This window comes from Cupriavidus sp. WS (assembly GCF_000395345.1).
In the GTDB taxonomy this organism is placed as follows: Bacteria; Pseudomonadota; Gammaproteobacteria; order Burkholderiales; family Burkholderiaceae; genus Cupriavidus; species Cupriavidus basilensis_B.
Genome location: NZ_AQPL01000129.1, coordinates 26,228 through 47,460, shown reverse-complemented (window position 1 = coordinate 47,460; position 21,233 = coordinate 26,228). Strand labels below are relative to the sequence as shown.

Sequence of the window (21,233 nt, the reverse complement as noted above, 5' to 3'; positions counted from 1 at the left end):
GGTCCAGGCCCTTCGGGCTGCTGCCGCGACCGGGGCGGATGGGCTCGTCATAGAGATGGTGCTGGTTTCGTGGTGGGCGCGGTGGTCCCGCGTACCCGCCAACACCCGCGCCCCGGTCCACCACGCCCACCACGAAAACACGAGGGTGCTACGCCGTGACAGCCAAAACCGGTAACGGCAGATGCCCGAACCAGCGGTGCGCCCGTCATCATAGGTCTGACCCCGCAACCCATACCGCCAGCCAGATCGTGGTCGCTCGCACCGGTAACGGCAGGATGCCAGCAGAACCACGAACCCCACGACGAAACCAGCAACCTAAGCAATCCCAACGTTTCTGCCCCTGCCGGCCAGGCAGCCCGCTTTCTTTGCCTACTTTCTTTTCGGGCAAAAGAAAGTAGGTCGCTCCGGGGGAGCGAAAGCCTTTGACTTTGATGTTGACTTTGACTTTAGGCTTTTGACTTTGACTTTAAGCAGTTGACGTTAGGCAGTTGACGTTAAACCTTCCCCCCCATCAACCTCAAACCCCCGCCGAAGACACCACCCCCACCGGCGGCTCCCCATCATCCTCCTTCATCCGGCTCCGATTCAGCACCCCCGCTTCCTCCAGCACCGGATACGCCGTGGCGCAGAACAGCGAATTGAGCCGCTTGAGATTACTGATGATGTCGAGATGCAGCGAGCTGGTCTCGATGCTCTCCGCGGTCTGCACCGCAATGCGCTGCAGGTGGTTGCGCGCAAACCGGCGCTCCAGTTCGCGGAAGGTGGCTTTCTCGCTCATGAGCTGCTGCGCGCTCTTGAGGTCGCCGGAGAGGAACACCGACAACCCCAGCCGCAGGTTCGCCACCACGCGCGCGTGCATCTGCGCGATTTCCTCCATGCCCGCTTCCGAGAACGCCAGGTTGTGGGCGATCTTCTTCTCGCGCGCGTCGAGCAGGATGCGCTCGATGATGTCGCCGGCATGCTCGAGGTTGATGGTGAGCGAGATGATCTCGGTCCAGCGGCGGCCGTCGCGCTCGTCCAGCGCTTCCAGGCTGATCTGGGTGAGGTAGAGCTTGATCGCGGTGTAGAGGTCGTCGACCTCGTCGTCGATGCGGCAGGTGGCGGTGGCCAGCTTGGCATCGTTGGTGCGCAGCACGCGCAGCATGTTGTCGAGCATCTGCTCGATGCGGTCGCCGATGCGCAGCACTTCGCGCGCGGCGTTGGACAGCGCCAGCGTGGGCGTGGTCAGCGCCGCGGCGTCGAGGTGGCGCGGCGTGACCTGGCTGTCGCCGGTGTTGCGTCCCGGCAGCACCGCTTCGCACAGGCGCGCGAGCGGGCCGGTGGCGCCCAGCAGCAGCACCGCCAGCGCCACGTTGAAGAGCAGGTGGAAGTTGACCACCAGCCGCTGCGGATCGGCGTCGAGCAGCGCGAGCAGGCGCTCGGCCTGTCCCAGCAGCGGCAGCGCGATCACGCAGCCGAGCAGGCGCGACAGCAGGTTGCCCAGCGTGACGCGCTTGCCGGGCTGGTTGTTGCCCGAGGTGGTCAGCAGCGCGGAGATGCCGGAGCCGAGGTTGGCGCCCAGCACCAGCGCCATCGCCACGTGCAGCGAGACCACGCCGGCCGAGGCCAGCGCGCCGCAGAACAGCACCACCGCCAGGCTGGAATAGCACAGGATGGTGAGGAAGGCGCCGACCAGCATGTCCAGCGTGGGATCGCCGGTCAGCGTGCCGAACAGCACCTTGACGCCGGCGGCCTGCACCACCGGCCGGGTGGCGATGGAGATCAGCTCGAGCGCCAGCGTGATGAGCCCCAGGCCGATCAGCACGCGGCCGACGTGGCCGGGCTTGTTGCCCTTCCAGCTCAGGTGCAGGATCACGCCGACGAAGATCAGCAGCGGCGACAGCCACGACAGGTCCAGCGAGAACACCTGCACCATCACCGCGGTGCCCACGTTGGCGCCCAGCATGATGGCCAGCGCCGGCGCCACGGCGATCAGGCCCTGGCCGACGAAGGAGCTGACGATCACCGCGGTGGCGTTGCTGCTCTGTACCAGCCCGGTCACGCCGAGGCCGGCGGCGAACGCCGTGAAGCGGTTGGCGATGCTGGAGGAGAGCACGTGGCGCAGGTTGGCGCCGTACACGCGCAGGATGCCGACCTTGACGATGTTGGTGCCCCACACCAGCAGCGCCACGCCGGAAAGCAAATGAAGTAGAACGCCCATGGTCTGCCCTTCTGTGACCGGTGCCGCCGTTGCGAGGGCAGATGCAGGAGCCGGAAGATGCGGGGCCGGACGCGGGGCCGGGCGCGGCGCTGATGCCGGAGCTGATGCAAATGCCGGCGCAAGGTGCCGCCCGGCCATCGTATCGTTGTCAAGAGGGCATTATGCGCCGCCACGCATGGGCGGGCAACGCCGCGGACGGGGGGCGGACAGGGCGTGGGCACGCGGCGCAACGCGGCGGCGCCGGGCCGCCCGCGCGCGTTCAGGCCGGCAGCGCGACCTTGACGCCGAGCGCCACGAAGATGGCGCCGGCCACGCGGTCGAGCCAGCGGCCCGCGCGCGGCCGGTGCCGGAGCCAGTCGCCCAGCACGCCCGCGAACAGCCCGAACAGCGAGAACACCACCGCCGTCTGCAGCATGAAGACCAGGCCCAGCAGCAGCATCTGCCAGCCCGCGTGGGCGGCGTCGGCGCGCACGAACTGCGGCAGGAACACCAGGAAGAACAGCGTCACCTTGGGGTTCATCAGGTTGGCCAGCACGCTCTGGCGGAACACCCGCGCCAGCGGCACCGCCGGCGCGTCGGCACCCCGGCCGAGCGCGCCACGCGAGCGCAGCGCCTGGATGCCGATCCAGATCAGGTAGGCCGCGCCGGCGAACTTGATGCACTGGAACGCCAGCGGCGAGGAGCGCAGCACCGCCGCCAGCCCGACCGCGGCCACCACGGTGTGGAACAGGCAGCCCGAGGCGAAGCCGAGCGCCGCCACCACGCCGGCGCGGCGCCCCTGCGCCATGCCGCGCGCCAGCACCTGGAGGTTGTCGGGCCCGGGCGCCAGCGTGATGGCGACCGAGGTGACGAGGAACAGCAGCAGATCCGGCATGGCAGAGGCTCCGGTGATTGATTCAGGCGCGCGCCCGGCTTCAGTGCCCGTCGAAGCGGCACACGGTAAACAGCGGCAGCCCGCTGTCGAGCAGGTGGCGCGAGCCGCCCAGTTCGGGCAGGTCGACGATGGCCGCGCCCTCCACCACGGTGGCGCCCAGGCGCTCGAGCAGCTTGCGCCCGGCCATCATGGTGCCGCCGGTGGCGATCAGGTCGTCGATCAGCAGCACGCGGTCGCCGGGCTTGCAGGCGTCGGCGTGGATCTCGACGGTGGCGCTGCCGTATTCGAGCTCGTATTCCTCGGACACGGTCTGGAACGGCAGCTTGCCCTTCTTGCGGATCGGCACGAAGCCGAGGTTGAGCTCGTAGGCGACGATCGCGCCGAGGATGAAGCCGCGCGCGTCGATGCCGGCGACCAGGTCCAGGCGGGCGTCCATGTAGCGGTGGACGAAGACGTCGATCAGCACGCGCAGGGTCTTGGGGTCCTGCAGCAGCGGGGTGATGTCGCGGAACATCACGCCGGGCTGCGGCCAGTCGGGCACGGTGCGGATCCGCTCGCGCAGGTATTCGGTGACGTGGCCGAGGGCGGACGACTGGATGGTGGTATTGGGCATGGGAACTCGTTGGTGCGGCCTGCCGGCCCGGCAGGCCGGCCGCGGTGGCCGGATGCCGGAGGGGTGCGGAACAGGCTGCGGGACAGGATGCGGTAATGGGTTACTACCCGGGCGGCCGCGAACGGCAACACAATGGGCTCGCGCCGGGCGGGCCGGGCGCGCGGTCCGTCCGCGCGTGCGCCCCGCCGGGCACCCGTAACCATACAGGAGACCGCGATGGCAAAAAAGATCTTGATGCTGGTCGGCGACTACGCCGAGGACTACGAAACGATGGTGCCGTTCCAGGCGCTCCAGATGGTCGGCCACACGGTACACGCGGTCTGCCCGGACAAGAAGGCCGGCGCGAGCTGCGCGACCGCCATCCATGACTTCGAGGGCGACCAGACCTACAGCGAGAAACGCGGCCACAACTTCGCGCTCAACGCGACCTTCGCCGAGGTCGATCCCGCCGCCTACGATGCGCTGGTGATCCCGGGCGGGCGCGCCCCCGAATACCTGCGCCTGAACGAGCGCGTGCTGGAGATCGTGCGCCACTTCGCCGGCGCCGGCAAGCCGATCGCCGCGGTCTGCCACGGCGCGCAACTGCTGGCCGCCGCGGGCGTGCTGGAAGGACGGACCTGCTCGGCCTACCCGGCCTGCGCGCCGGAAGTGCGGCTGGCCGGCGGCAAGTACGCCGACATCCCGGTGGACCAGGCCCATACCGACGGCAACCTCGTGACCGCCCCGGCATGGCCGGCGCACCCGGCCTGGCTGGCGCAGTTCCTTGCGGTGCTGGGCACCCGGATCGTACATTAGAGGCTGCCGGAGGCGGCCCGCGTGCTTGCGTTGCCCGCCGGCCGCGCCGAACGGGAGTCTCCCATGTGCGAAATCTTCATCCGGGCCAATCCGGAGTCGTATCTGTGCCAGTCGCGCTCGCTGCGGCTGCATGGCGTGGCCACCAGCATCCGCCTGGAAAGCCTGTTCTGGGAAGTGCTGGAAACGCTGGCCCGGCGCGACGCCATGAGCGTGGGCCAGCTGATCACGCGGCTGCACGACGAACTGGTGGCCTACCGGGGCGAGGCGGCCAACTTCACGTCCTTCCTGCGCGTGTGCTGCCTGCGCTACCTGATGCTGCAGGGCGAGGGCCGCATCCCGGCCGACCCGCTGGTGCCGATCCGCTCGCTCGACGCGCGCTCGGTGCTCGAAGGCCTGCCGCCGTCGTGGGCCGACGGCGCGGCGAGCGCCACGGCCGCGCCGCGCGCGGCGGCCTGACGGTAGGTAGCTGACCGCGATCCGCGCATTTGCCTGACGGCGGGCATCAGCCCGTCAGCATGCGTTTTTCCGCCGCTTCCAGCGCCTCGGGCTGGCCGCGCAGGACCACGATGTCGCCCGGCTCCAGCACGGTCTCGGGCTGCGGGTCGAACGCGCGGATGCCGCGCCGGCGCACCGCCGTCACCTCCACGCCGATGCGCTCCAGCCCGAGCGTGCCGAGGCTGCGCCCGAGCGCGGTGGCGTCCGGCCCGAGCGAGACCGAGCACAGCCGCACCGACTCGCGCTCCACCATGTCCTCGTCGTCGTCGCGGCCGTGGAAGTAGCCGCGCAGCAGGCTGTAGCGCGCGTCGCGCGCCTGCTGCACGCCGCGCACCACGCGCCGCATCGGCACGCCCAGCAGCACCAGCGCGTGCGAGGCCAGCATCAGGCTGCCCTCGATGATCTCCGGCACCACCTCGGTGGCGCCGGCCTTCTGCAGCACGCCGAGTTCCGAGTCGTCCACCGTGCGCACGATCACCGGCAGCGCCGGCGCGAGCTCCTGCACGTGGTGCAGCACCTTGAGCGCCGACGGCGTGTTGGCGTAGGTGATGATGACCGCCGCGGCGCGGTGCAGGCCGGCGGCGATCAGCGCCTCGCGCCGGCCCGCGTCGCCGTACACCACGGTGTCGCCGGCGCCGGCGGCCTCGCGCACGCGGTCGGGGTCGAGGTCGAGCGCCACGTAGGTGATGCCCTCGCGCTCCAGCATGCGCGCGAGGTTCTGCCCGCTGCGGCCGAAGCCGCAGATGATGGCGTGCTTCTCGGTCTGCAGGCTCTGCACGGCGATGCGCGTCATGTTCAGCGACTGCATCAGCCATTCGTTGGCGGCGAAGCGCAGCACGATGGCGTCGCTGTACTGGATCAGGAACGGCGCGGCCAGCATGGAGAGCAGCATCGAGGCCAGGATGACCTGCGTCAGCACCGGGTCCACCAGGTTGAGGCCGTCGATCTGGTTGAGCAGCACGAAGCCGAACTCGCCGGCCTGCGCCAGCCCCAGCCCGGTGCGGATCGCCACGCCCTGGCGCGAGCCGAACAGGCGCGCCAGCCCGGCGATCAGCAGCAGCTTGAACAGGATCGGCACCACCAGCAGCGCCAGCACCAGCCACAGGTGGTCCAGCACCACGTGGATGTTGAGCAGCATGCCGATGGTGACGAAGAACAGCCCCAGCAGCACGTCGCGGAACGGCTTGATGTCTTCCTCCACCTGGTGGCGGTAGGGTGTCTCGGAGATCAGCATGCCGGCCATGAAGGCGCCCAGCGCCATCGACAGCCCGAGCCGCTCGGTCAGCGCCGCCATGCCCAGCGTGACCAGCAGCAGGTTGAGCATGAACAGTTCCTGCGAGCGGCGCGCGGCCACCACGTGGAACCACCGGCTCATCACTTTCTGGCCGAGGAAGAAGATCACGCTCAGCGCCACCGCGATCTTCACCGTGGCCAGCACCAGCGCCATGACCAGGTCGCCGGGGTCGCGCGACAGCGCCGGAATCACGATCAGCAGCGGCACCACGGCCAGGTCCTGGAACAGCAGGATGCTGATGATGTTGCGCCCGTGCTCGCTTTCCAGCTCGAGGCGCTCGGACAGCATCTTGGAGACGATGGCCGTGGACGACATCGCCAGCGCCCCGCCGAGCGCCACCGAGGCCTGCCAGGACAGCGGGAAGGCCCAGTTGAACAGCCAGCTCGCCGGCACCACCGCCAGCATCGACAGCACCACCTGCGAGCCGCCCAGGCCGAACACCTGGCGCTTCATGGCCTTGAGCTTGCCCAGGCTGAACTCCAGCCCGATCGAGAACATCAGGAAGACCACGCCGAATTCGGCCAGGTATTTGGTCTGCGCGGTATCGCTGGCCAGCCCGAGCGCGTGCGGCCCGATCAGGATGCCGACCGCCAGGTAGCCCAGCATCGGCGGCAATTGCAGCATGCGGAAAGCGACCACGCCAAACACGGCGGCGGCCAGCAGCACGAGAGTCAGGTCCAGCGGAGAATGCATCGAAAGGGGTCTGGGTGCGCCGTCCCGCGCCAGGGCCAGGCCCGGCGCGGGCGGCCCTGCCGGCGGGTTGCGGCAGGCGCGGCAGCCGCAACGGCCGCCCCGATCCCCGGAACAGCCAAAGCGCCATCGCATTCGTTGGTATACTTCGTCGCCATGATAGCTAATTTCAATGCGGATCGAGCACTTCGGCTCGCCCGCGACACGCTCCAGACCGAAGCCGAAGCCGTTGCCGCCCTCGCGGGCCGCCTGGACGGCGAGTTCGCGCGCGCCGTCGAGCTCACGCTCGGGTGCACCGGCCGGGTGGTGGTGTCGGGCATGGGCAAGTCCGGGCACATCGGGCGCAAGGTGGCGGCCACGCTGGCCTCGACCGGCACGCCCTCGTTCTTCGTGCACCCCGCCGAGGCCAGCCACGGCGACCTCGGCATGGTCACGCGCGACGACGTGCTGATCGCCTTCTCCAATTCCGGCGAGACCGCCGAGCTGCTGTCGATCGTCCCGATCGTCAAGCGCATCGGCGCCAAGCTGATCTCGGTGACGGGCAACCCGGAATCGGCGCTGGCCAAGCTGGCCGACGCCCACCTCAATGCCGGCGTCGAGAAGGAAGCCTGCCCGCTCAACCTGGCGCCGACCGCGAGCACCACCGCCGCGCTGGCGATGGGCGACGCGCTGGCGGTGGCGGTGCTGGACGCGCGCGGCTTCGGCGAGGAAGACTTCGCCCGCTCGCACCCGGGCGGCGCGCTCGGGCGCAAGCTGCTCACGCACGTGCGCGACGTCATGCGCAGCGGCAACGCCGTGCCCAAGGTGCGCGAAAACACGCCGCTGGCCCAGGCGCTGATGGAAATCACCCGCAAGGGCATGGCCATGACCGCCGTGGTGGACCCGGACGAGCGCCTGATCGGCGTGTTCACCGACGGCGACCTGCGCCGCCTGCTGGAGACGCCGCGCGACTGGAAGACCATGCCGATCAGTGAGGTCATGCACCGCTCGCCCCACGCCGTGGGCCCGGACCAGCTCGCCGTGGAAGCGGTGCAGGTGATGGAGGCCAACCGCATCAACCAGATGCTGGTGGTCGACGCCGACGGCCGCCTGGTGGGCGCGCTGCACATCCACGACCTGACCCGCGCCAAGGTCATCTGAGGCCGGCCACGACACATGCGGGAATTCCTGTCCTCCCTCGGCCGGCTCGGCATGCGGCTGCTGCCCCTGCTGCTGATGGCGCTGGTGGCCGGCAGCACGTTCTGGCTGGTGCAGGTCAATTCGCCGCGCGAGGCGCCCGCCGGGCCTGTCGGCGCCAAGCACGAGCCGGACTACTACATGGTCCGCTTCTCGGCCACCGAGCTGGCCGAGGACGGCAACACCAAGATGCGCTTCACCGGCGACAAGATGATCCACTTCGCCGACGACCAGACCTACGAAGTGACCAGGCCGGCCATGCGCGCCTACGAGATCGGCCGCCCGCCGGTCACGGGCCATGCCGACCGCGGCACCATGAACGCCGAGGGCTCGGTGGTGGACCTGTTCGGCAACGCCCTGATCGTGCGCGCGCAGGGGCCCGACCCGTCCAAGGACCCGCCCATGACGGCCGCCTCCGAGTATTTCCAGGTGCTGGTCAACGACGACATCGTCAAGACCGACAAGGCCGTCAAGCTCACGCGCGGGCCTTCCGTGATGACCGCCAACGGGCTCGTCTTCAACAACGTCACCCGCGAAGTACAATTGCTGGGTAACGTACACGGCACCATCATCACGGTCCCGCCGCCGGCCAGGCCGTGAGCAGGGCCTGACGTGGCCCCACCCGGAAACCGCCAGAGAAACGAAGCCGCCCGCGGGCCACAGCCGTCCGCGCCAACCGCCACCACGCCAATATGAATCCATTCCTGACGACATCGTCCTGTCGCCGCCGCGGCACGGCTGCCCTGATGACGGCTGCGGCCCTCCTCGGCCTGGCGCTGGCCGCGCCGGCCCGCGCCGAGAAGGCCGACCGCGACAAGCCGCTGGTGCTGGAGGCCGACAACGCCAGCTACGACGACGTCAAGCAGGTGTACGTACTGACCGGCAACGTGGTGCTGACCAAGGGCACGATGGTGCTGAAGTCGGACGCGGCGGAAGTGCGCACCGACCCCGAGGGCTACCAGTACGCGGTGGCCACCTCCAAGGGCGGCAAGCAGGCCTACATCCGCCAGAAGCGCGACAACGTCGACGAATACATCGACGGCTGGGGCGACCGCATCGAGTCCGACGGCAAGCAGGACCTGTCCAAGCTGATCGGCCACGCCCGCATGGCGCGCCTGGCCGGCGCCAAGCTGATCGACGAGATCCGCGGCGCGGTGATCACCTACGACAGCCGCAACGAGTTCTACACGGCCACCGGCGGCACCGACAACGCCACCGCGGGCAGCCCGTCCGGGCGCGTGCGCGCGGTGCTGTCGCCGCGCCAGGAGCAGCCCGCCAGCGGCGCCGCCGCCAGCGCGCTGCCGCTCAAGCCCGCGCCGGCCCCCGCCGCCCCCTGACCCCGCCGCAGCCGACCCACGGATTCACGCCTTCATGACCGCTACCCTGACCGAACCGTCGTCCGCGACCAACGTCCTGACCGAAAGCAGCACGCTCGTCGTGCGCCACCTGAAGAAGCGCTACGGCTCGCGCACGGTGGTCAAGGACGTGTCGCTCGACGTGAAAAGCGGCGAGGTGGTGGGCCTGCTCGGCCCCAACGGCGCGGGCAAGACCACCTCGTTCTACATGATCGTCGGGCTGGTGGCGCTGGACGAGGGCGACATCGTGCTCGACGACAAGCACATCAGCGGCCTGGCCATCCACGAGCGCGCCCGCATGGGCCTGTCCTACCTGCCGCAGGAAGCGTCGGTGTTCCGCAAGCTCAACGTGCAGGAGAACATCCGCGCCGTGCTGGAATTGCAGGTCCACGACGGCAAGCCGCTGGCCAAGGCCGAGATCGAGCGGCGCCTGGACACCCTGCTCGACGACCTGCAGATCGCCCACCTGCGCGACAACCCGGCGCTGTCGCTGTCGGGCGGCGAGCGCCGCCGCGTGGAAATCGCGCGCGCGCTGGCCTCCGCGCCGCGCTTCATCCTGCTCGACGAGCCGTTCGCCGGCGTGGACCCGATCGCGGTGGGCGAGATCCAGCGCATCGTCAGCTTCCTCAAGGCGCGCAACATCGGCGTGCTGATCACCGACCACAACGTGCGCGAGACCCTGGGCATCTGCGACCACGCCTACATCATCAGCGAAGGCACGGTGCTGGCGTCCGGGCAGCCGGAAGACATCATCGCCAACGAGTCGGTGCGCAAGGTCTACCTGGGCGAGAACTTCCGCATGTAGCCGCGGGAGGGGCACGCGGGGACACCCGCGAGGCGGCGTTCATGCCGCCTTTCGCCCCGCAAACGATCACGGCGACGCCAGCGATAGCAATTTCCGTTCCACCAGTACGGAAGTTGGGCATAAAATAGCTCGCATGAAACCGTCGCTACAGCTCCGCCTCTCGCAACATCTCGCGCTCACGCCGCAACTCCAGCAGTCGATCCGCCTGCTGCAACTGTCCACGCTCGAACTGCAGCAGGAAGTGGAACAGGCCCTGACCGAGAATCCGCTGCTCGAACGCGAGAACGACTGGATCGAAAGCCCGCTGCGCGTGGCCGCCGACGGCTCGGTCAACCTGCAGAGCGCGCCCGCGCCGGCCCCCGCCGACGGCCAGGGCACCAGCGAGAACCGCGCCGACGGCGCCGCCGACAGCGAGGACAGCTACAGCGACAGCGGCGAGGACTACGGCAACGACTGGAGCCTGGACGACTTCGCCCGCCGCCCGCAGGGCGACGAGGACGAAAAGACCCCGATGCAGTTGCGCGACGCGGAGCCCACGCTGCGCGAGCACCTGATGGAGCAGCTCGCCCCGCTGAAGATCTCCATGCGCGACAAGGGCCTGGCCATCTTCCTGATCGAGTCGCTCGACGACGACGGCTACCTGAGCGCCTCGCTCGAGGAAATCTGCACGGAACTGCCCGAGGAGCTCGAATTCGAGCTCGACGAGGTGCACGCCATCCTCACGCTGCTGCAGAGCTTCGACCCCGCCGGCGTGGGCGCGCGCAACGCCGCCGAATGCCTGGCGCTGCAGCTGCGCCGGCTCAAGCATCCGCAGCGCGAGCTGGCCCTGACCATCGTCACCAGCCATCTCGAACTGCTCGCGGTGCGCGACTACACGCGCCTGAAGAAGGCGCTGCAGGTCGACGAGGCCGACCTCAAGGCCGCGCACGAGCTGATCCGCTCGCTCGCGCCCTACCCCGGCCATGCCTACAGCCGCCCCGAAGCCGACTTCGTCGTGCCCGACGTGTTCGTGCGGAAAATGAGCGGCGGCTGGATCGCGCAGCTCAACCCGGATGTGATGCCGCGGCTACGCATCAACGACATGTACGCGCAGATCCTGCGCGGCGCAAAAGGCGACTCCGGCGCGGCCGGGCTGCAGCAGAAGCTGCAGGAAGCGCGCTGGCTCATCAAGAATATCCAGCAGCGCTTCGACACCATATTGCGCGTCGCACAAGCGATTGTCGAACGTCAAAAGAACTTCTTCACCCACGGGGAAATTGCGATGCGCCCCTTGGTTTTGCGGGAGATTGCCGATACACTGGGTTTACACGAGTCCACCATCTCTCGGGTGACAACTAATAAATACATGGCAACGCCGATGGGGACTTTCGAGCTGAAGTACTTCTTCGGCAGTCACGTATCCACGGAAACCGGCGGCGCGGCCTCATCAACGGCAATCAGGGCGTTGATCAAGCAACTCATAGGAGCCGAAGACCCCAGGAACCCCCTGTCGGACAGCAGGATCGCCGAACTGCTCGGCGAGCAAGGCTTCGTGGTGGCCCGGCGAACCGTGGCCAAATACCGTGAAGCGCTGAAAATCCCTGCCGTCAATCTCCGCAAGACTTTGTAGCCGAGCCGCACCGCCTGCCTGGTGTGGCTCTTTCAGAAGGAGAAACGCTATGAACTTCAAGATCAGTGGACACCACTTGGACATCACGCCCCCGCTGCGTGAGTACGTGGAAACGAAACTGGAGCGTATCGTCAGGCATTTCGATCAAGTCATTGGCGTAAGCGTGCTGCTCTCTGTCGACAATACAAAAGAAAAGGACCGGCGGCAATATGCGGAAATCAATCTACATCTCAAGGGCAAGGACATCTTTGTCGAGGCGCATCACGAAGACCTGTATGCCGCCATCGACGCACTGGTCGACAAGCTCGACCGGCAGGTGATTCGCCACAAGGATCGCGTGCAGAGCCACGACCGCGACGCGGTCAAGTACCAGATGGCCGCATCGCAGATGCAGCAATGACCGTGCCTGGCGGCCCGCCAAGGGGGCCGCCGGTGTCAGTCCCTTGAACCAGAACAAGCCGCGCCCGTTGCGCGGCTTTTTTGCGCCGTCCGCTTTCGTGTCCACCCTCGCGCCGGCGGCCGTTGCGCAATGCCACAAGGGGATTCCGCAACGCCCCGCCGCCGGTGTATGCTGCGCAATACATGAACGGTGGTTCAGCGATTCCGGGCATGCGCGCGGCACCGCTTCCGCGCACGGGCTATTGCGATGCACAAGGCGGGGGCGGGCCTGCTCTATAATGGCCAGACGCCCGACACCGGCATGGGACAACCGGTGCAATGCGGGTATGAGCCGGCACCAGCCTTTTCATCCCCTTTTTGCCTGGCGCGCCCCCCTGCCGGCCCCGGGCCTGCTTACTAGAAAAACCTGCGCATTCCACATGAATCGTTTGGCTAAATTGCTGCCACCCGGCAACATCAACCTCGACGTCAGCGTCACCAGCAAGAAGCGGGTGTTCGAACAGGCCGGGCTCCTCTTCGAGAACAACCACGGCGTAGCGCGCGCCACCGTGACCGACAACCTGTTTGCCCGCGAATCGCTGGGCTCGACCGGCCTCGGCGCCGGCGTGGCCATTCCGCACGGCCGCATCAAGGGCCTGAAGCAGCCGCTGGCCGGCTTCATGCGCCTGGCCGAGCCGATCCCGTTCGAGTCGCCGGACGGCAAGCCGGTATCGCTGCTGATCTTCCTGCTGGTGCCCGAGCAGGCCACCCAGCAACACCTGGAAATCCTCTCCGAGATCGCCCAGCTGCTGTCCGACCGCGAAATGCGCGAAGGACTCGCCACCCTGCCCACTTCCGATGCCGTGCACCAGTTGCTGACGCAATGGCATCCCTGATCCGCCTGGGCAGCCGCCACCCGGCACGCCGGGCGACGGCCCGCCCGGCCTGAAAGCCCGTCCCCCGAAAGTAGCCGCATGGAACTCACTGGCGTCACCTCGCAGTCGATCTTCGACGACAACGCAGCCGACATCAAACTCTCCTGGGTTGCTGGGCTGGAAGGCGCGGACCGCGCCTTCGACGTCGAGTTCGCGCGCGAAGCCACCTCCGCCGCCGACCTCGTCGGCCACCTGAACCTGATCCACCCGAACCGGATCCAGGTGCTCGGCAAGCCGGAGATCACCTACTACCAGCGCCTCGACGACGAGATGCGCAAGCGCCAGATGGGCGAGCTGATCCTGCTCGAGCCGCCGTTCCTGGTGATCGCCGACGGCATGGAGCCGCCGCCCGACCTGGAACTGCGCTGCACGCGCTCGTCCACGCCGCTGTTCACCACGCCGGTGTCCTCGGCCGCGGTGATCGACCACCTGCGGCTCTATCTCTCGCGGATCTCCGCGCCGCGCGTGACCATGCACGGCGTGTTCCTCGACATCCTCGGCATGGGCGTGCTGATCATGGGCGAGTCGGGCCTGGGCAAGAGCGAGCTCGGCCTGGAACTGATCTCGCGCGGACACGGGCTGGTGGCCGACGACGCGGTGGACTTCGTGCGCCTGGGGCCGGACTTCATCGAAGGCCGCTGCCCGCCGCTGCTGCAGAACCTGCTTGAGGTGCGCGGGCTGGGCCTGCTCGACATCAAGACCATCTTCGGCGAGACCGCGGTGCGCCGGAAGATGAAGATGAAGCTGGTGGTGCAGCTCGTGCGCCGCAACGACGGCGAGTTCGAGCGCCTGCCGCTCGATTCGCAATACCTCGACGTGCTCGGCCTGCCGATCCACATGGTCAAGATCCAGGTGGCGGCCGGCCGCAACCTCGCCGTGCTGGTCGAGGCCGCCGTGCGCAACACCATCCTGCGCCTGCGCGGCATCGACACGCTGCGCGACTTCATGGACCGCCAGCGCGCGGCGATGCAGGCCGACGTGGTCGCGCGCGGCCAGGGCCGGCTGCTCTGAAGCGCCGGGAGCGCGGGCGCGCGCGCGCAGAAAGCGCGCCCGCCCCGCGCGGTTTTCATTTGCTTACATTGCTTGCGGGTCCAGGCCGTCAACGGCTTTGGGACATCGTCCGTTTTGTGCTGTAATGGGCATCGAGCCCACCCCGAGCCGCCGCGCCGACAGGCCGGCGGCCATGACGTTTTCCACAGCCAGGAGAGCAAGCATGAAGAAGATGATCGCGATGTGCGCGCTGGTAGCCCCGCTGTTCGCCAGCGTGGCGTTTGCCCAGACGGCTGCGGCCCCCGCCGCACCCGCCGCCCCCGCGGCGGCACCCGCAGCCGCCAACACCCAGCAGGACAAGATGAAGGCCTGCAACACCCAGGCTTCCGGCAAGAAGGGCGACGAGCGCAAGACCTTCATGAAGGGCTGCCTGTCGAACAAGCCGGCGGCGGCGCCCGGCAACAGCCAGCAGGAAAAGATGAAGGCGTGCAACAAGGACGCCACCGGCAAGAAGGGCGACGAGCGCAAGGCCTTCATGAAGGATTGCCTGTCCAAGTAAAAGGGCCGCCCTTGCGGCAAGGCACGCAGTCGAATGGCGAACCCCGGTTCGCCATTTTTCTTGGCGCCCGCGCCGTCATGACGGCGTCATTCCCCTGATGTTATGCTTGTGACGCTATGCGCATCATACTTATCACCGGAATTTCCGGCTCCGGCAAGTCGGTCGCCCTGAACGTACTGGAAGACGCGGGCTACTACTGCGTCGACAACCTGCCAGCGCAGTTCATCCCCGAACTGGCGCGCTATCTCGCGTCCCAGGGCTACACGCACCTGGGCGTCGCCACCGACATCCGCAGCCGCGAATCGCTCGACCAGCTGCCGGGCACGCTGCGCGACCTCGCGGCCGAGCACCAGGTCCGCGTGGTGTTCCTGACCGCCAATACCGACGCGCTGGTGCAGCGCTACTCGGAGACGCGGCGGCGCCACCCGCTGTCCATGCGCACCGAGAAGCCCGGCGCGGCCGGCGAGAACAATGCAGACAATGTCGCCGCTGCCGCGCCGCTCAACGACACCTCGCTGGTCGAGGCGATCGAGATGGAGCGCGAGCTGCTCAGCCCGCTGGCCGAGGCCGCGCACCGCATCGACACCAGCAACGTGCGCACCAACACGCTGCGCGCCTGGATCAAGGAATTCGTGCGCGAAGACGGCCTGCAGCTCACGCTGCTGTTCGAGTCGTTCGGCTTCAAGCACGGCGTGCCCAGCGACGCGGACATGGTGTTCGACGTGCGCTCGCTGCCCAATCCGTACTACGACCTCGCCCTGCGCCCGCTGACCGGGCGCGACGCGCCGGTGATCGACTTCCTGCAGAGCCAGCCGATGGTGCTGGCGATGGCCGAGGACATCCGCGCCTACGTCGAAAAGTGGCTGCCGAGTTTCATCGCCGACAACCGCAGCTACCTGACCGTGGCCATCGGCTGCACCGGCGGCCAGCACCGTTCGGTCTACATCGCAGAAAGACTTGCCAACTATTTCCGCGCGCATGGTAATGTGCTGGTGAGACACCGCGAGCTCGCGCCGGGCGGCTGATACACGCTGCCGCGCCCGCCTTCGCGGCCCGGCCCCGGCAGCCGGTGCCCGGCACCGCTGCCCGCCCGCAACCTTTGCTGGCTCAGCATGTCCTCACGCGCCACGCCCGCCGCACCCGGCCCATCCGCCTCGCCTTCCCTGTCCGCCACATCGGCGCCGCCCACGCTGGATAGCCTGCCGCTGTTCCCGCTGAACACCGTGCTGTTCCCCGACGGCCTGCTGCCGCTGCGCGTGTTCGAGGCGCGCTACGTCGACATGGTGCGCGCCTGCATGCGCGACCGCGCGCCGTTCGGCGTGTGCCTGATCGCCAGCGGCAGCGAGGTGGCCCGCCCCGACGAGCCCACCGTGCCGGAAACCGTCGGCTGCCTGGCCGACATCATCGACTGCAACATGGAGCAGCTCGGCGTGCTGCTGATCAGCACGCGCGGCCGGCAGCGCTTCGAGCTGCTCAGCTACAGCGTGCGCGACAACGGCCTGCTGGTCGGGCAGGCCAGGTTGCTGCCGCCGGACATCATCGACTGCAAGCTGGAACTGCTGGGCGAATGCCTGGCCGTGCTACGCCGCATCGTCGGCGCGCTGCATGCCGAGCACCCGGGCAAGCTGCCTTTCTGCGAGCCCTTCCTGTGGGACGACCCGAGCTGGGTGGCGAACCGCCTGTGCGAGCTGCTGCCGGTGCCGCTCAAGGCCAAGCAGATGCTGATGGCGCTGCCGGACGCGGGGATGCGGATCGAGATCGTCCACAAGTACATGCACCAACACCACATCCTGTAGCGAAGGCGCGAATAAATCTACTGCGCGGGCCGTGGCAGGCGCTACGATTTCTTCGCACCTTCGGGGCGCTGATCAAACCATCAGAACAGGCCGCTTTGCGCTTGCGTTTCGAGCAGCTTGCGCACCGGCGCTGGCGTGCCGACTTCGTCCAGGTCATCCAGCGAGATCCAGCGCAGCGCGGGGCCATCGCCGCCGTCGCGCATGGCCAGCGCGGTCATGTCCACGCGGATGGCGCGGATCAGCAGGCGGAAGTGGGTGAAGACGTGGGTGAGCTCGCCGACCAGTTCGGCGCGGCCGGGCGTGCCGAACGCGCGGGCGCGTTCGAGCGCGGCGTCCTCGGCCCGCTCGGCGTCGAAGGGCACGGTGTCGACCGGCATTTCGGGCAGGCTCCACAGGCCGCCCCAGATGCCGCTGTCGGGACGCAGCGCGAGCAGGATCTCGCGGCCGCGCCGCAGCAGCAGCATCACGGTGCTGCGCTCGGGGATGGCGGCGCGCGGCTTGGGCGTGGGCAGCGCGGCGGTAAGGCCGTCGCGGCGCGCCACGCAGTCGGCGGACAGCGGACAGGCCGCGGCGCTGCCCAGGCAGGCGGGCTTGCCGCGCGAGCAGATGGTGGCGCCGAGGTCCATCAGGCCCTGGGTGTAGGACACCATGTCCTCGGACTGCGCGGGGCCTTGGGCGGGCAGCACCTCGCCGGCCAGTTGCCACATGCGGGTCTCGACCGCCTTGACGCCGGGATGTCCGTGGATGCCGAAGAACCTGGCGAACACGCGCTTGACGTTGCCGTCGAGGATGGGCGAGCGCACGCCGGCGCTGAAGGCCGCCACCGCCGCCGCGGTCGAGCGGCCGATGCCGGGCAGCGTCACCAGGACTTCGGGGTCGCTCGGGAACACGCCGCCGTGCTCGCTCATCACGGCCTTGGCGCAGCGGTGCAGGTTGCGCGCGCGCGAGTAGTAGCCGAGCCCCGCCCACAGCGCCATCACCTCGTCCGCGCTCGCCTCGGCCAGCGCGGCCACGGTGGGCAGGCGGCCGACGAAACGCTGGAAGTATTCGATCACCGCGCTGACCTGGGTCTGCTGCAGCATGATCTCCGACAGCCAGATGCGATACGGGTCGCGCGTGTTCTGCCACGGCAGGTCATGGCGCCCGTGCACGCGCTGCCACGCCACCACGCGGGCGGCGAAATCGGTGGGAACACCGGCGGCGGGAACGCCGGCGGCGGGCCGGGCTACGGTGGCGGGAATATCGGCGGACAGGACGGCGGACTTGCGGGGCATCGGGGACGTGGCGAGCAAAGGCGGCGCCGGGAGCGGCGGCGCGTCATGATACCGCCTCCCGCGGCGCGGCCCGCGGGCCGCGCTGCTTCATGCCGCCTTCAGACTGCCTTCAGCCTGCTTTCAGGCCGCCGCCCGCGCGTGGCCGCTGCTCTCGGGCCGCAGGATCTGCCGGGCATAGGCTTCGATGCGCCCGCTGCGGTCGTCCAGGCCGTTGAGCACTTCCTCGAGCTGCGCGATGCGGCTCTCGAGCGTGTCGGTGGCTTCATGGATGCGCTCGATCGAATCGACGCGGCGGCGCAGCTGCTTCTGGTGCTCGCGCACCTGCGCCTCGAGCGGCGTCATCACCGACTTGAGCCAGATCTCGATGTCGCGATTGAGGTCGCGGAAGGTCTCCAGCACGCGGCTGGCGATGGTCGAGAACGCGCTCTGCACCAGTTGCGGACGCGAGCGCGTGAGCATGCTCATGGCGCCGAAATGCGTGTTGGCCAGCGCCAGCGTGGCCTGCAGCTCGCTGACGTAGCGCGCGGTGACGAACTGGATCGGCGCCGGCAGCGTGAAGCCGTGCTCGGCATTGAAGCGGCGGTACATGCTGTCGGTGAGCTGGTGCAGCTGGGCGATCTTCTGGTCGGCCTCGCTGACCAGCTCGACCAGCCGCGCGAACAGGCTGTCCATGTCCTCGCGCAGGCCGCGCGAGAAGAAGCGCTCCTTCATCTGCTCGCGGCGCTCGCGCATGGTGCTGCGCACGTCGCGCAACTGCAGGCTCTTGATGATGTCGGCGCTGTGCCGGCCGAACACCAGCCGCAGCGCCTGGAACTTGGCGATGCTCTGCTCGAACTCCTCCTTCTCGGACTGCACGCGCGAGAGCATGTGCTTGACCATCGCGTGGTTCTTGCCGCGCAGCCCGCGCAACTCGAACAACTGCTCGACGATGCTGCGGCGGCGGCTTTGCAGCAGTTGCTGCGCGCCGCGCGCCATCTCCTCGACGGCGCGCTGCACCTGGTCGGCGACGATCTCGCGCCGCTGCGGGATCAACTGGTCCGACAGCACGTGCTCGAACTGCGGCAGGCCGCTGCGCACGAGCAGGTCGTCGTCGTGCGTCACCTTGGCGACCAGGCCCTTCTGCGCCGACACCGGGTAGACGCGCGCCTCGTCGATGCCCAGCACCTGCGCGCTGGAGGTGACCTGGCGCGTGATCTCCGCGGCGGTCTCGGCCGGCGACTTGAGCGGGTCCCACAGGCCGTCGATCTTGTTGAGCACCGCCAGGCAGCCCTTGCGGTGCCCCGCGCTGACATGGCTGCGCCACAGGTCGAGGTCGCTCTTGGTAACACCGGCGTCGGCGGCCAGCATGAACACCACCACGTGCGCATCGGGGATCAGGCGCAGCGTCAGTTCCGGCTCGGTGCCGATGGCGTTGAGGCCCGGCGTATCGAGGATCACCAGGCCCTGGCGCAGCAGCGGATGCGGGAAGTTGATCACCGCGTGGCGCCAGCGCGAGATCTCGACCATGCCGTCGGCGTCGAGCGCGTAGGCGGCGTCGGGGTCCTTGTCGTTGTACAGGCCCAGCGACTCGGCCATCTCGCGCGTGACGCGGCTGGTCTCGATCACGTGGCGGAAGGCGTCGAGCATGCCGTCGGGCGAGGACGGGTCGAGCGGCACGGTGTGCCAGTGCGAATCGACGTCGAGGAAGTCGGCGGTGGAGGCTTCCTGCAGGCGCGTCTCGATCGGCAGCAGGCGGATGCAGGGCGCCTCGGTCTCGTCGTAGCGCAGCTCGGTCGGGCACATGGTGGTGCGCCCGGCCGACGACGGCAGGATGCGCCGGCCGTAGTCGGCGAAGAAGATCGCGTTGATCAGTTCGCTCTTGCCGCGCGAGAACTCGGCGATGAACGCCACCTTGAGCCGGTCGCTCTTGAGCACGCTCTGGATGCGCTGCGCGCGCTCGTCGGCCTGGGCGTCGTAGAGGTCGTGCTGCTGCAGCCAGCCACGGAATTCGGCCAGGGAATCGAGTACCCCGGTTCTCCAGGCGCCGTACTGTTCGAATTGAAGGGCGAGGGTTGTCATTGGTACTGGGATCTTGAGCGATCAGCCCCCGCGGCGGCATCACGGGCCTGGCGCAGGCGTCTACGCCGGCTCGCGCCGGCGCAGGGGCTGAGTATTCGGCTGTGTATTCTGTAACACTTTTTTACGTTATCGAAGATACAGGTTTCCGGCGCACTTTTGTGAAATTAGAAGCGCCCGCGGGCCGCGGTGTTGCGCCGGCCCATCGGGTGCGCGCGGCACCAGCCGCAAGACGCCCGCGAAGCACTTCGCCGGGCGCCGCTCAACGCTGGCAGGTCGGGCAATAGAAGGTGGAGCGCTGGCCCTGCACGATCTGCCGGATGGTCGTGCCGCACACCCGGCACGGATGGCCGGCGCGGTCGTACACCGCGCAGTCGAGCTGGAAGTAGCCGCTGCTGCCGTCGCTGCCGACGAAATCGCGCAGGGTGCTGCCGCCGCGCTCGATGGCGCGCGCCAGCGTGTCGCGCACGGCCGCGGCCAGCCGTTCGCAGCGCGCCAGCGACAGCCGCCCGGCCGGCGTGGTCGGGCGGATGCCGGCGGCGAACAAACTCTCGGAGGCGTAGATGTTGCCCACGCCGACCACGATGTTGCCGGCCAGCAGCACGGTCTTGATGGCCGCGCTGCGGCCGCGCCCGTGGCGGTGCAGCCAGGCGCCGTCGAAGCGCGCGTCGAAAGGCTCGATGCCGAGCCCGCGCAGCAGCGGATGGGTCTCGAGTTCGGCCTCCGCCAGCGCGCTCCACAGCACCGCGCCGAAGCGGCGCGGATCGCGAAAGCGCAGCACGAGCGGCGCCGCGGCGCCATCTCCGTCCGTCCCGGCCAGGACCAGGTCGAGGTGATCGTGCGCGCCCGGCGGCGGCGCCTGCGGCAGCACCCGCAGCGTGCCGGTCATGCCGAGGTGGATCAGCAGCCAGCCGCGCTCGCCTCCGGGCGGCGACCCAGGCGCCGGACCCGCCACGGCGGCCGGGCCCGGCACCCCATCATCGTGCGGGGCCGCCCGCACGCACTCCAGCAGCAGGTACTTGCCGCGCCGCTCGATGCGCGCGACCACGCGCCCGGCCAGTTGCGCCTCCAGCCCGGTTTCCACCGGCCAGCGCAGGCCGCGATGGCGCACCACGACCTCGGCGATACGCCGGCCGACCACGTGCGGCAGCAAGCCGCGCCGGGTCACTTCGACCTCCGGCAACTCAGGCATCGAACCTCTCCCTTGCAAGCCACTCAAACCGCCAGAAGCCCCATGCCGGCTGGCGCCACGCGGACAAGCAAGGCATTGTAACGGCAGGCTACAATGCCCTTAACTATCCCATCGCATCTGCGCTTTTGCGTGCTGGAGCACCCACCCA

At 68.7% G+C, this 21,233-nt stretch carries 20 protein-coding genes; 13 read left to right on the top strand and 7 right to left on the bottom strand.

Annotation, left to right across the window (positions count from 1 at the left end; genetic code table 11):
- Positions 1-517: 517 nt before the first annotated feature.
- The 3 genes from K206_RS0112115 to K206_RS0112105 all read right to left on the bottom strand — a co-directional run bounded on the left by K206_RS0112115 (position 518) and on the right by K206_RS0112105 (position 3,687).
- A complete protein-coding gene (locus K206_RS0112115) occupies positions 518-2,200 on the bottom strand; it encodes a Na/Pi cotransporter family protein (protein WP_029043536.1) in 1,683 nt (560 codons plus the stop codon).
- A gap of 259 nt (positions 2,201-2,459) precedes the next feature.
- Entirely contained in the window at positions 2,460-3,074 is a 615-nt protein-coding gene (locus K206_RS0112110; protein WP_020202680.1) for a LysE family translocator, read from the bottom strand.
- 40 nt (positions 3,075-3,114) lie between these two features.
- Entirely contained in the window at positions 3,115-3,687 is a 573-nt protein-coding gene (locus tag K206_RS0112105; protein WP_020202679.1) for an adenine phosphoribosyltransferase, read from the bottom strand.
- A 216-nt stretch (positions 3,688-3,903) separates the two neighbouring features.
- On the opposite strand from K206_RS0112105, the gene K206_RS0112100 reads away from it, so the two are divergent.
- A complete protein-coding gene (locus K206_RS0112100; RefSeq protein WP_020202678.1) occupies positions 3,904-4,482 on the top strand; it encodes a DJ-1/PfpI family protein in 579 nt (192 codons plus the stop codon).
- A gap of 63 nt (positions 4,483-4,545) precedes the next feature.
- Positions 4,546-4,938, top strand: a complete 393-nt coding sequence (locus K206_RS0112095) for a ribbon-helix-helix domain-containing protein (RefSeq protein ID WP_020202677.1) — start codon at positions 4,546-4,548, stop codon at positions 4,936-4,938.
- A gap of 46 nt (positions 4,939-4,984) precedes the next feature.
- Here the strand turns inward: K206_RS0112095 and K206_RS0112090 are convergent, their stop codons facing one another.
- The gene (locus K206_RS0112090) at positions 4,985-6,964 is read right to left on the bottom strand and encodes a cation:proton antiporter (protein ID WP_020202676.1); all 1,980 of its coding nucleotides are present in this window, start codon (positions 6,962-6,964) and stop codon (positions 4,985-4,987) included.
- 153 nt (positions 6,965-7,117) lie between these two features.
- Here K206_RS0112090 and K206_RS0112085 point away from each other — a divergent pair, with 153 nt between their 5' ends.
- The 11 genes from K206_RS0112085 (at position 7,118) to K206_RS0112035 (ending at position 16,564) form a co-directional block, all read left to right on the top strand.
- The gene (locus tag K206_RS0112085; protein WP_029043535.1) at positions 7,118-8,101 is read left to right on the top strand and encodes an SIS domain-containing protein; all 984 of its coding nucleotides are present in this window, start codon (positions 7,118-7,120) and stop codon (positions 8,099-8,101) included.
- A 15-nt stretch (positions 8,102-8,116) separates the two neighbouring features.
- Positions 8,117-8,737 carry an LPS export ABC transporter periplasmic protein LptC gene (gene lptC / locus K206_RS0112080; protein ID WP_020423758.1) on the top strand — a complete coding sequence of 207 codons (621 nt, stop codon included), beginning with the start codon at positions 8,117-8,119 and terminating at the stop codon, positions 8,735-8,737.
- Positions 8,738-8,829: 92 nt separating this feature from the next.
- Entirely contained in the window at positions 8,830-9,474 is a 645-nt protein-coding gene (lptA, locus tag K206_RS0112075; RefSeq protein WP_029043534.1) for a lipopolysaccharide transport periplasmic protein LptA, read from the top strand.
- Between the two features lie 34 nt (positions 9,475-9,508).
- Positions 9,509-10,297 carry an LPS export ABC transporter ATP-binding protein gene (gene lptB, locus K206_RS0112070; RefSeq protein ID WP_020202672.1) on the top strand — a complete coding sequence of 263 codons (789 nt, stop codon included), beginning with the start codon at positions 9,509-9,511 and terminating at the stop codon, positions 10,295-10,297.
- 133 nt (positions 10,298-10,430) lie between these two features.
- Complete coding sequence (locus K206_RS0112065; RefSeq protein ID WP_020202671.1) at positions 10,431-11,906, top strand: RNA polymerase factor sigma-54; 1,476 nt, start codon at positions 10,431-10,433, stop codon at positions 11,904-11,906.
- 49 nt (positions 11,907-11,955) lie between these two features.
- The gene (hpf, locus tag K206_RS0112060) at positions 11,956-12,306 is read left to right on the top strand and encodes a ribosome hibernation-promoting factor, HPF/YfiA family (protein WP_020202670.1); all 351 of its coding nucleotides are present in this window, start codon (positions 11,956-11,958) and stop codon (positions 12,304-12,306) included.
- A gap of 418 nt (positions 12,307-12,724) precedes the next feature.
- Entirely contained in the window at positions 12,725-13,180 is a 456-nt protein-coding gene (gene ptsN, locus K206_RS0112055) for a PTS IIA-like nitrogen regulatory protein PtsN (protein ID WP_029043533.1), read from the top strand.
- A 78-nt stretch (positions 13,181-13,258) separates the two neighbouring features.
- Positions 13,259-14,230 (top strand): HPr(Ser) kinase/phosphatase, encoded by a 972-nt coding sequence (gene hprK, locus K206_RS0112050; RefSeq protein ID WP_020202668.1) that lies wholly within the window; start codon positions 13,259-13,261, stop codon positions 14,228-14,230.
- 202 nt (positions 14,231-14,432) lie between these two features.
- A complete protein-coding gene (locus K206_RS0112045; RefSeq protein WP_020202667.1) occupies positions 14,433-14,768 on the top strand; it encodes a PsiF family protein in 336 nt (111 codons plus the stop codon).
- Between the two features lie 116 nt (positions 14,769-14,884).
- Entirely contained in the window at positions 14,885-15,793 is a 909-nt protein-coding gene (gene rapZ, locus K206_RS0112040) for an RNase adapter RapZ (RefSeq protein ID WP_020202666.1), read from the top strand.
- Between the two features lie 87 nt (positions 15,794-15,880).
- Positions 15,881-16,564, top strand: coding sequence for an LON peptidase substrate-binding domain-containing protein (locus K206_RS0112035; protein WP_020202665.1), 684 nt, complete (start codon positions 15,881-15,883; stop codon positions 16,562-16,564).
- Between the two features lie 80 nt (positions 16,565-16,644).
- On the opposite strand, the gene mutY is transcribed toward K206_RS0112035, so the two are convergent.
- The 3 genes from mutY to mutM all read right to left on the bottom strand — a co-directional run bounded on the left by mutY (position 16,645) and on the right by mutM (position 21,085).
- The gene (mutY, locus tag K206_RS0112030) at positions 16,645-17,838 is read right to left on the bottom strand and encodes an A/G-specific adenine glycosylase (RefSeq protein ID WP_020202664.1); all 1,194 of its coding nucleotides are present in this window, start codon (positions 17,836-17,838) and stop codon (positions 16,645-16,647) included.
- A gap of 120 nt (positions 17,839-17,958) precedes the next feature.
- Positions 17,959-19,896: a dynamin family protein gene (locus K206_RS0112025; protein ID WP_020202663.1), complete on the bottom strand. Its 1,938-nt coding sequence runs from the start codon at positions 19,894-19,896 to the stop codon at positions 17,959-17,961.
- Positions 19,897-20,155: 259 nt separating this feature from the next.
- Positions 20,156-21,085, bottom strand: coding sequence for a bifunctional DNA-formamidopyrimidine glycosylase/DNA-(apurinic or apyrimidinic site) lyase (gene mutM / locus K206_RS0112020; protein ID WP_029043531.1), 930 nt, complete (start codon positions 21,083-21,085; stop codon positions 20,156-20,158).
- Between the last annotated feature and the right edge of the window lie 148 nt (positions 21,086-21,233).

What these genes read in the sequence shown, in the direction of transcription:
- K206_RS0112035 (WP_020202665.1), top strand. Translation starts at nt 15,881, where the DNA reads ATGTCCTCACGCGCCACGCCCGCCGCACCCGGCCCATCCGCCTCGCCT.
- K206_RS0112105 (WP_020202679.1), bottom strand. Translation starts at nt 3,687, where the DNA reads ATGCCCAATACCACCATCCAGTCGTCCGCCCTCGGCCACGTCACCGAA.
- K206_RS0112065 (WP_020202671.1), top strand. Translation starts at nt 10,431, where the DNA reads ATGAAACCGTCGCTACAGCTCCGCCTCTCGCAACATCTCGCGCTCACG.
- hprK (WP_020202668.1), top strand. Translation starts at nt 13,259, where the DNA reads ATGGAACTCACTGGCGTCACCTCGCAGTCGATCTTCGACGACAACGCA.
- K206_RS0112025 (WP_020202663.1), bottom strand. Translation starts at nt 19,896, where the DNA reads ATGACAACCCTCGCCCTTCAATTCGAACAGTACGGCGCCTGGAGAACC.
- K206_RS0112110 (WP_020202680.1), bottom strand. Translation starts at nt 3,074, where the DNA reads ATGCCGGATCTGCTGCTGTTCCTCGTCACCTCGGTCGCCATCACGCTG.
- lptA (WP_029043534.1), top strand. Translation starts at nt 8,830, where the DNA reads ATGAATCCATTCCTGACGACATCGTCCTGTCGCCGCCGCGGCACGGCT.
- rapZ (WP_020202666.1), top strand. Translation starts at nt 14,885, where the DNA reads ATGCGCATCATACTTATCACCGGAATTTCCGGCTCCGGCAAGTCGGTC.
- lptC (WP_020423758.1), top strand. Translation starts at nt 8,117, where the DNA reads ATGCGGGAATTCCTGTCCTCCCTCGGCCGGCTCGGCATGCGGCTGCTG.
- lptB (WP_020202672.1), top strand. Translation starts at nt 9,509, where the DNA reads ATGACCGCTACCCTGACCGAACCGTCGTCCGCGACCAACGTCCTGACC.
- K206_RS0112085 (WP_029043535.1), top strand. Translation starts at nt 7,118, where the DNA reads ATGATAGCTAATTTCAATGCGGATCGAGCACTTCGGCTCGCCCGCGAC.
- mutY (WP_020202664.1), bottom strand. Translation starts at nt 17,838, where the DNA reads ATGCCCCGCAAGTCCGCCGTCCTGTCCGCCGATATTCCCGCCACCGTA.
- K206_RS0112045 (WP_020202667.1), top strand. Translation starts at nt 14,433, where the DNA reads ATGAAGAAGATGATCGCGATGTGCGCGCTGGTAGCCCCGCTGTTCGCC.
- K206_RS0112090 (WP_020202676.1), bottom strand. Translation starts at nt 6,964, where the DNA reads ATGCATTCTCCGCTGGACCTGACTCTCGTGCTGCTGGCCGCCGCCGTG.
- hpf (WP_020202670.1), top strand. Translation starts at nt 11,956, where the DNA reads ATGAACTTCAAGATCAGTGGACACCACTTGGACATCACGCCCCCGCTG.
- K206_RS0112095 (WP_020202677.1), top strand. Translation starts at nt 4,546, where the DNA reads ATGTGCGAAATCTTCATCCGGGCCAATCCGGAGTCGTATCTGTGCCAG.
- K206_RS0112115 (WP_029043536.1), bottom strand. Translation starts at nt 2,200, where the DNA reads ATGGGCGTTCTACTTCATTTGCTTTCCGGCGTGGCGCTGCTGGTGTGG.
- mutM (WP_029043531.1), bottom strand. Translation starts at nt 21,085, where the DNA reads ATGCCTGAGTTGCCGGAGGTCGAAGTGACCCGGCGCGGCTTGCTGCCG.
- K206_RS0112100 (WP_020202678.1), top strand. Translation starts at nt 3,904, where the DNA reads ATGGCAAAAAAGATCTTGATGCTGGTCGGCGACTACGCCGAGGACTAC.
- ptsN (WP_029043533.1), top strand. Translation starts at nt 12,725, where the DNA reads ATGAATCGTTTGGCTAAATTGCTGCCACCCGGCAACATCAACCTCGAC.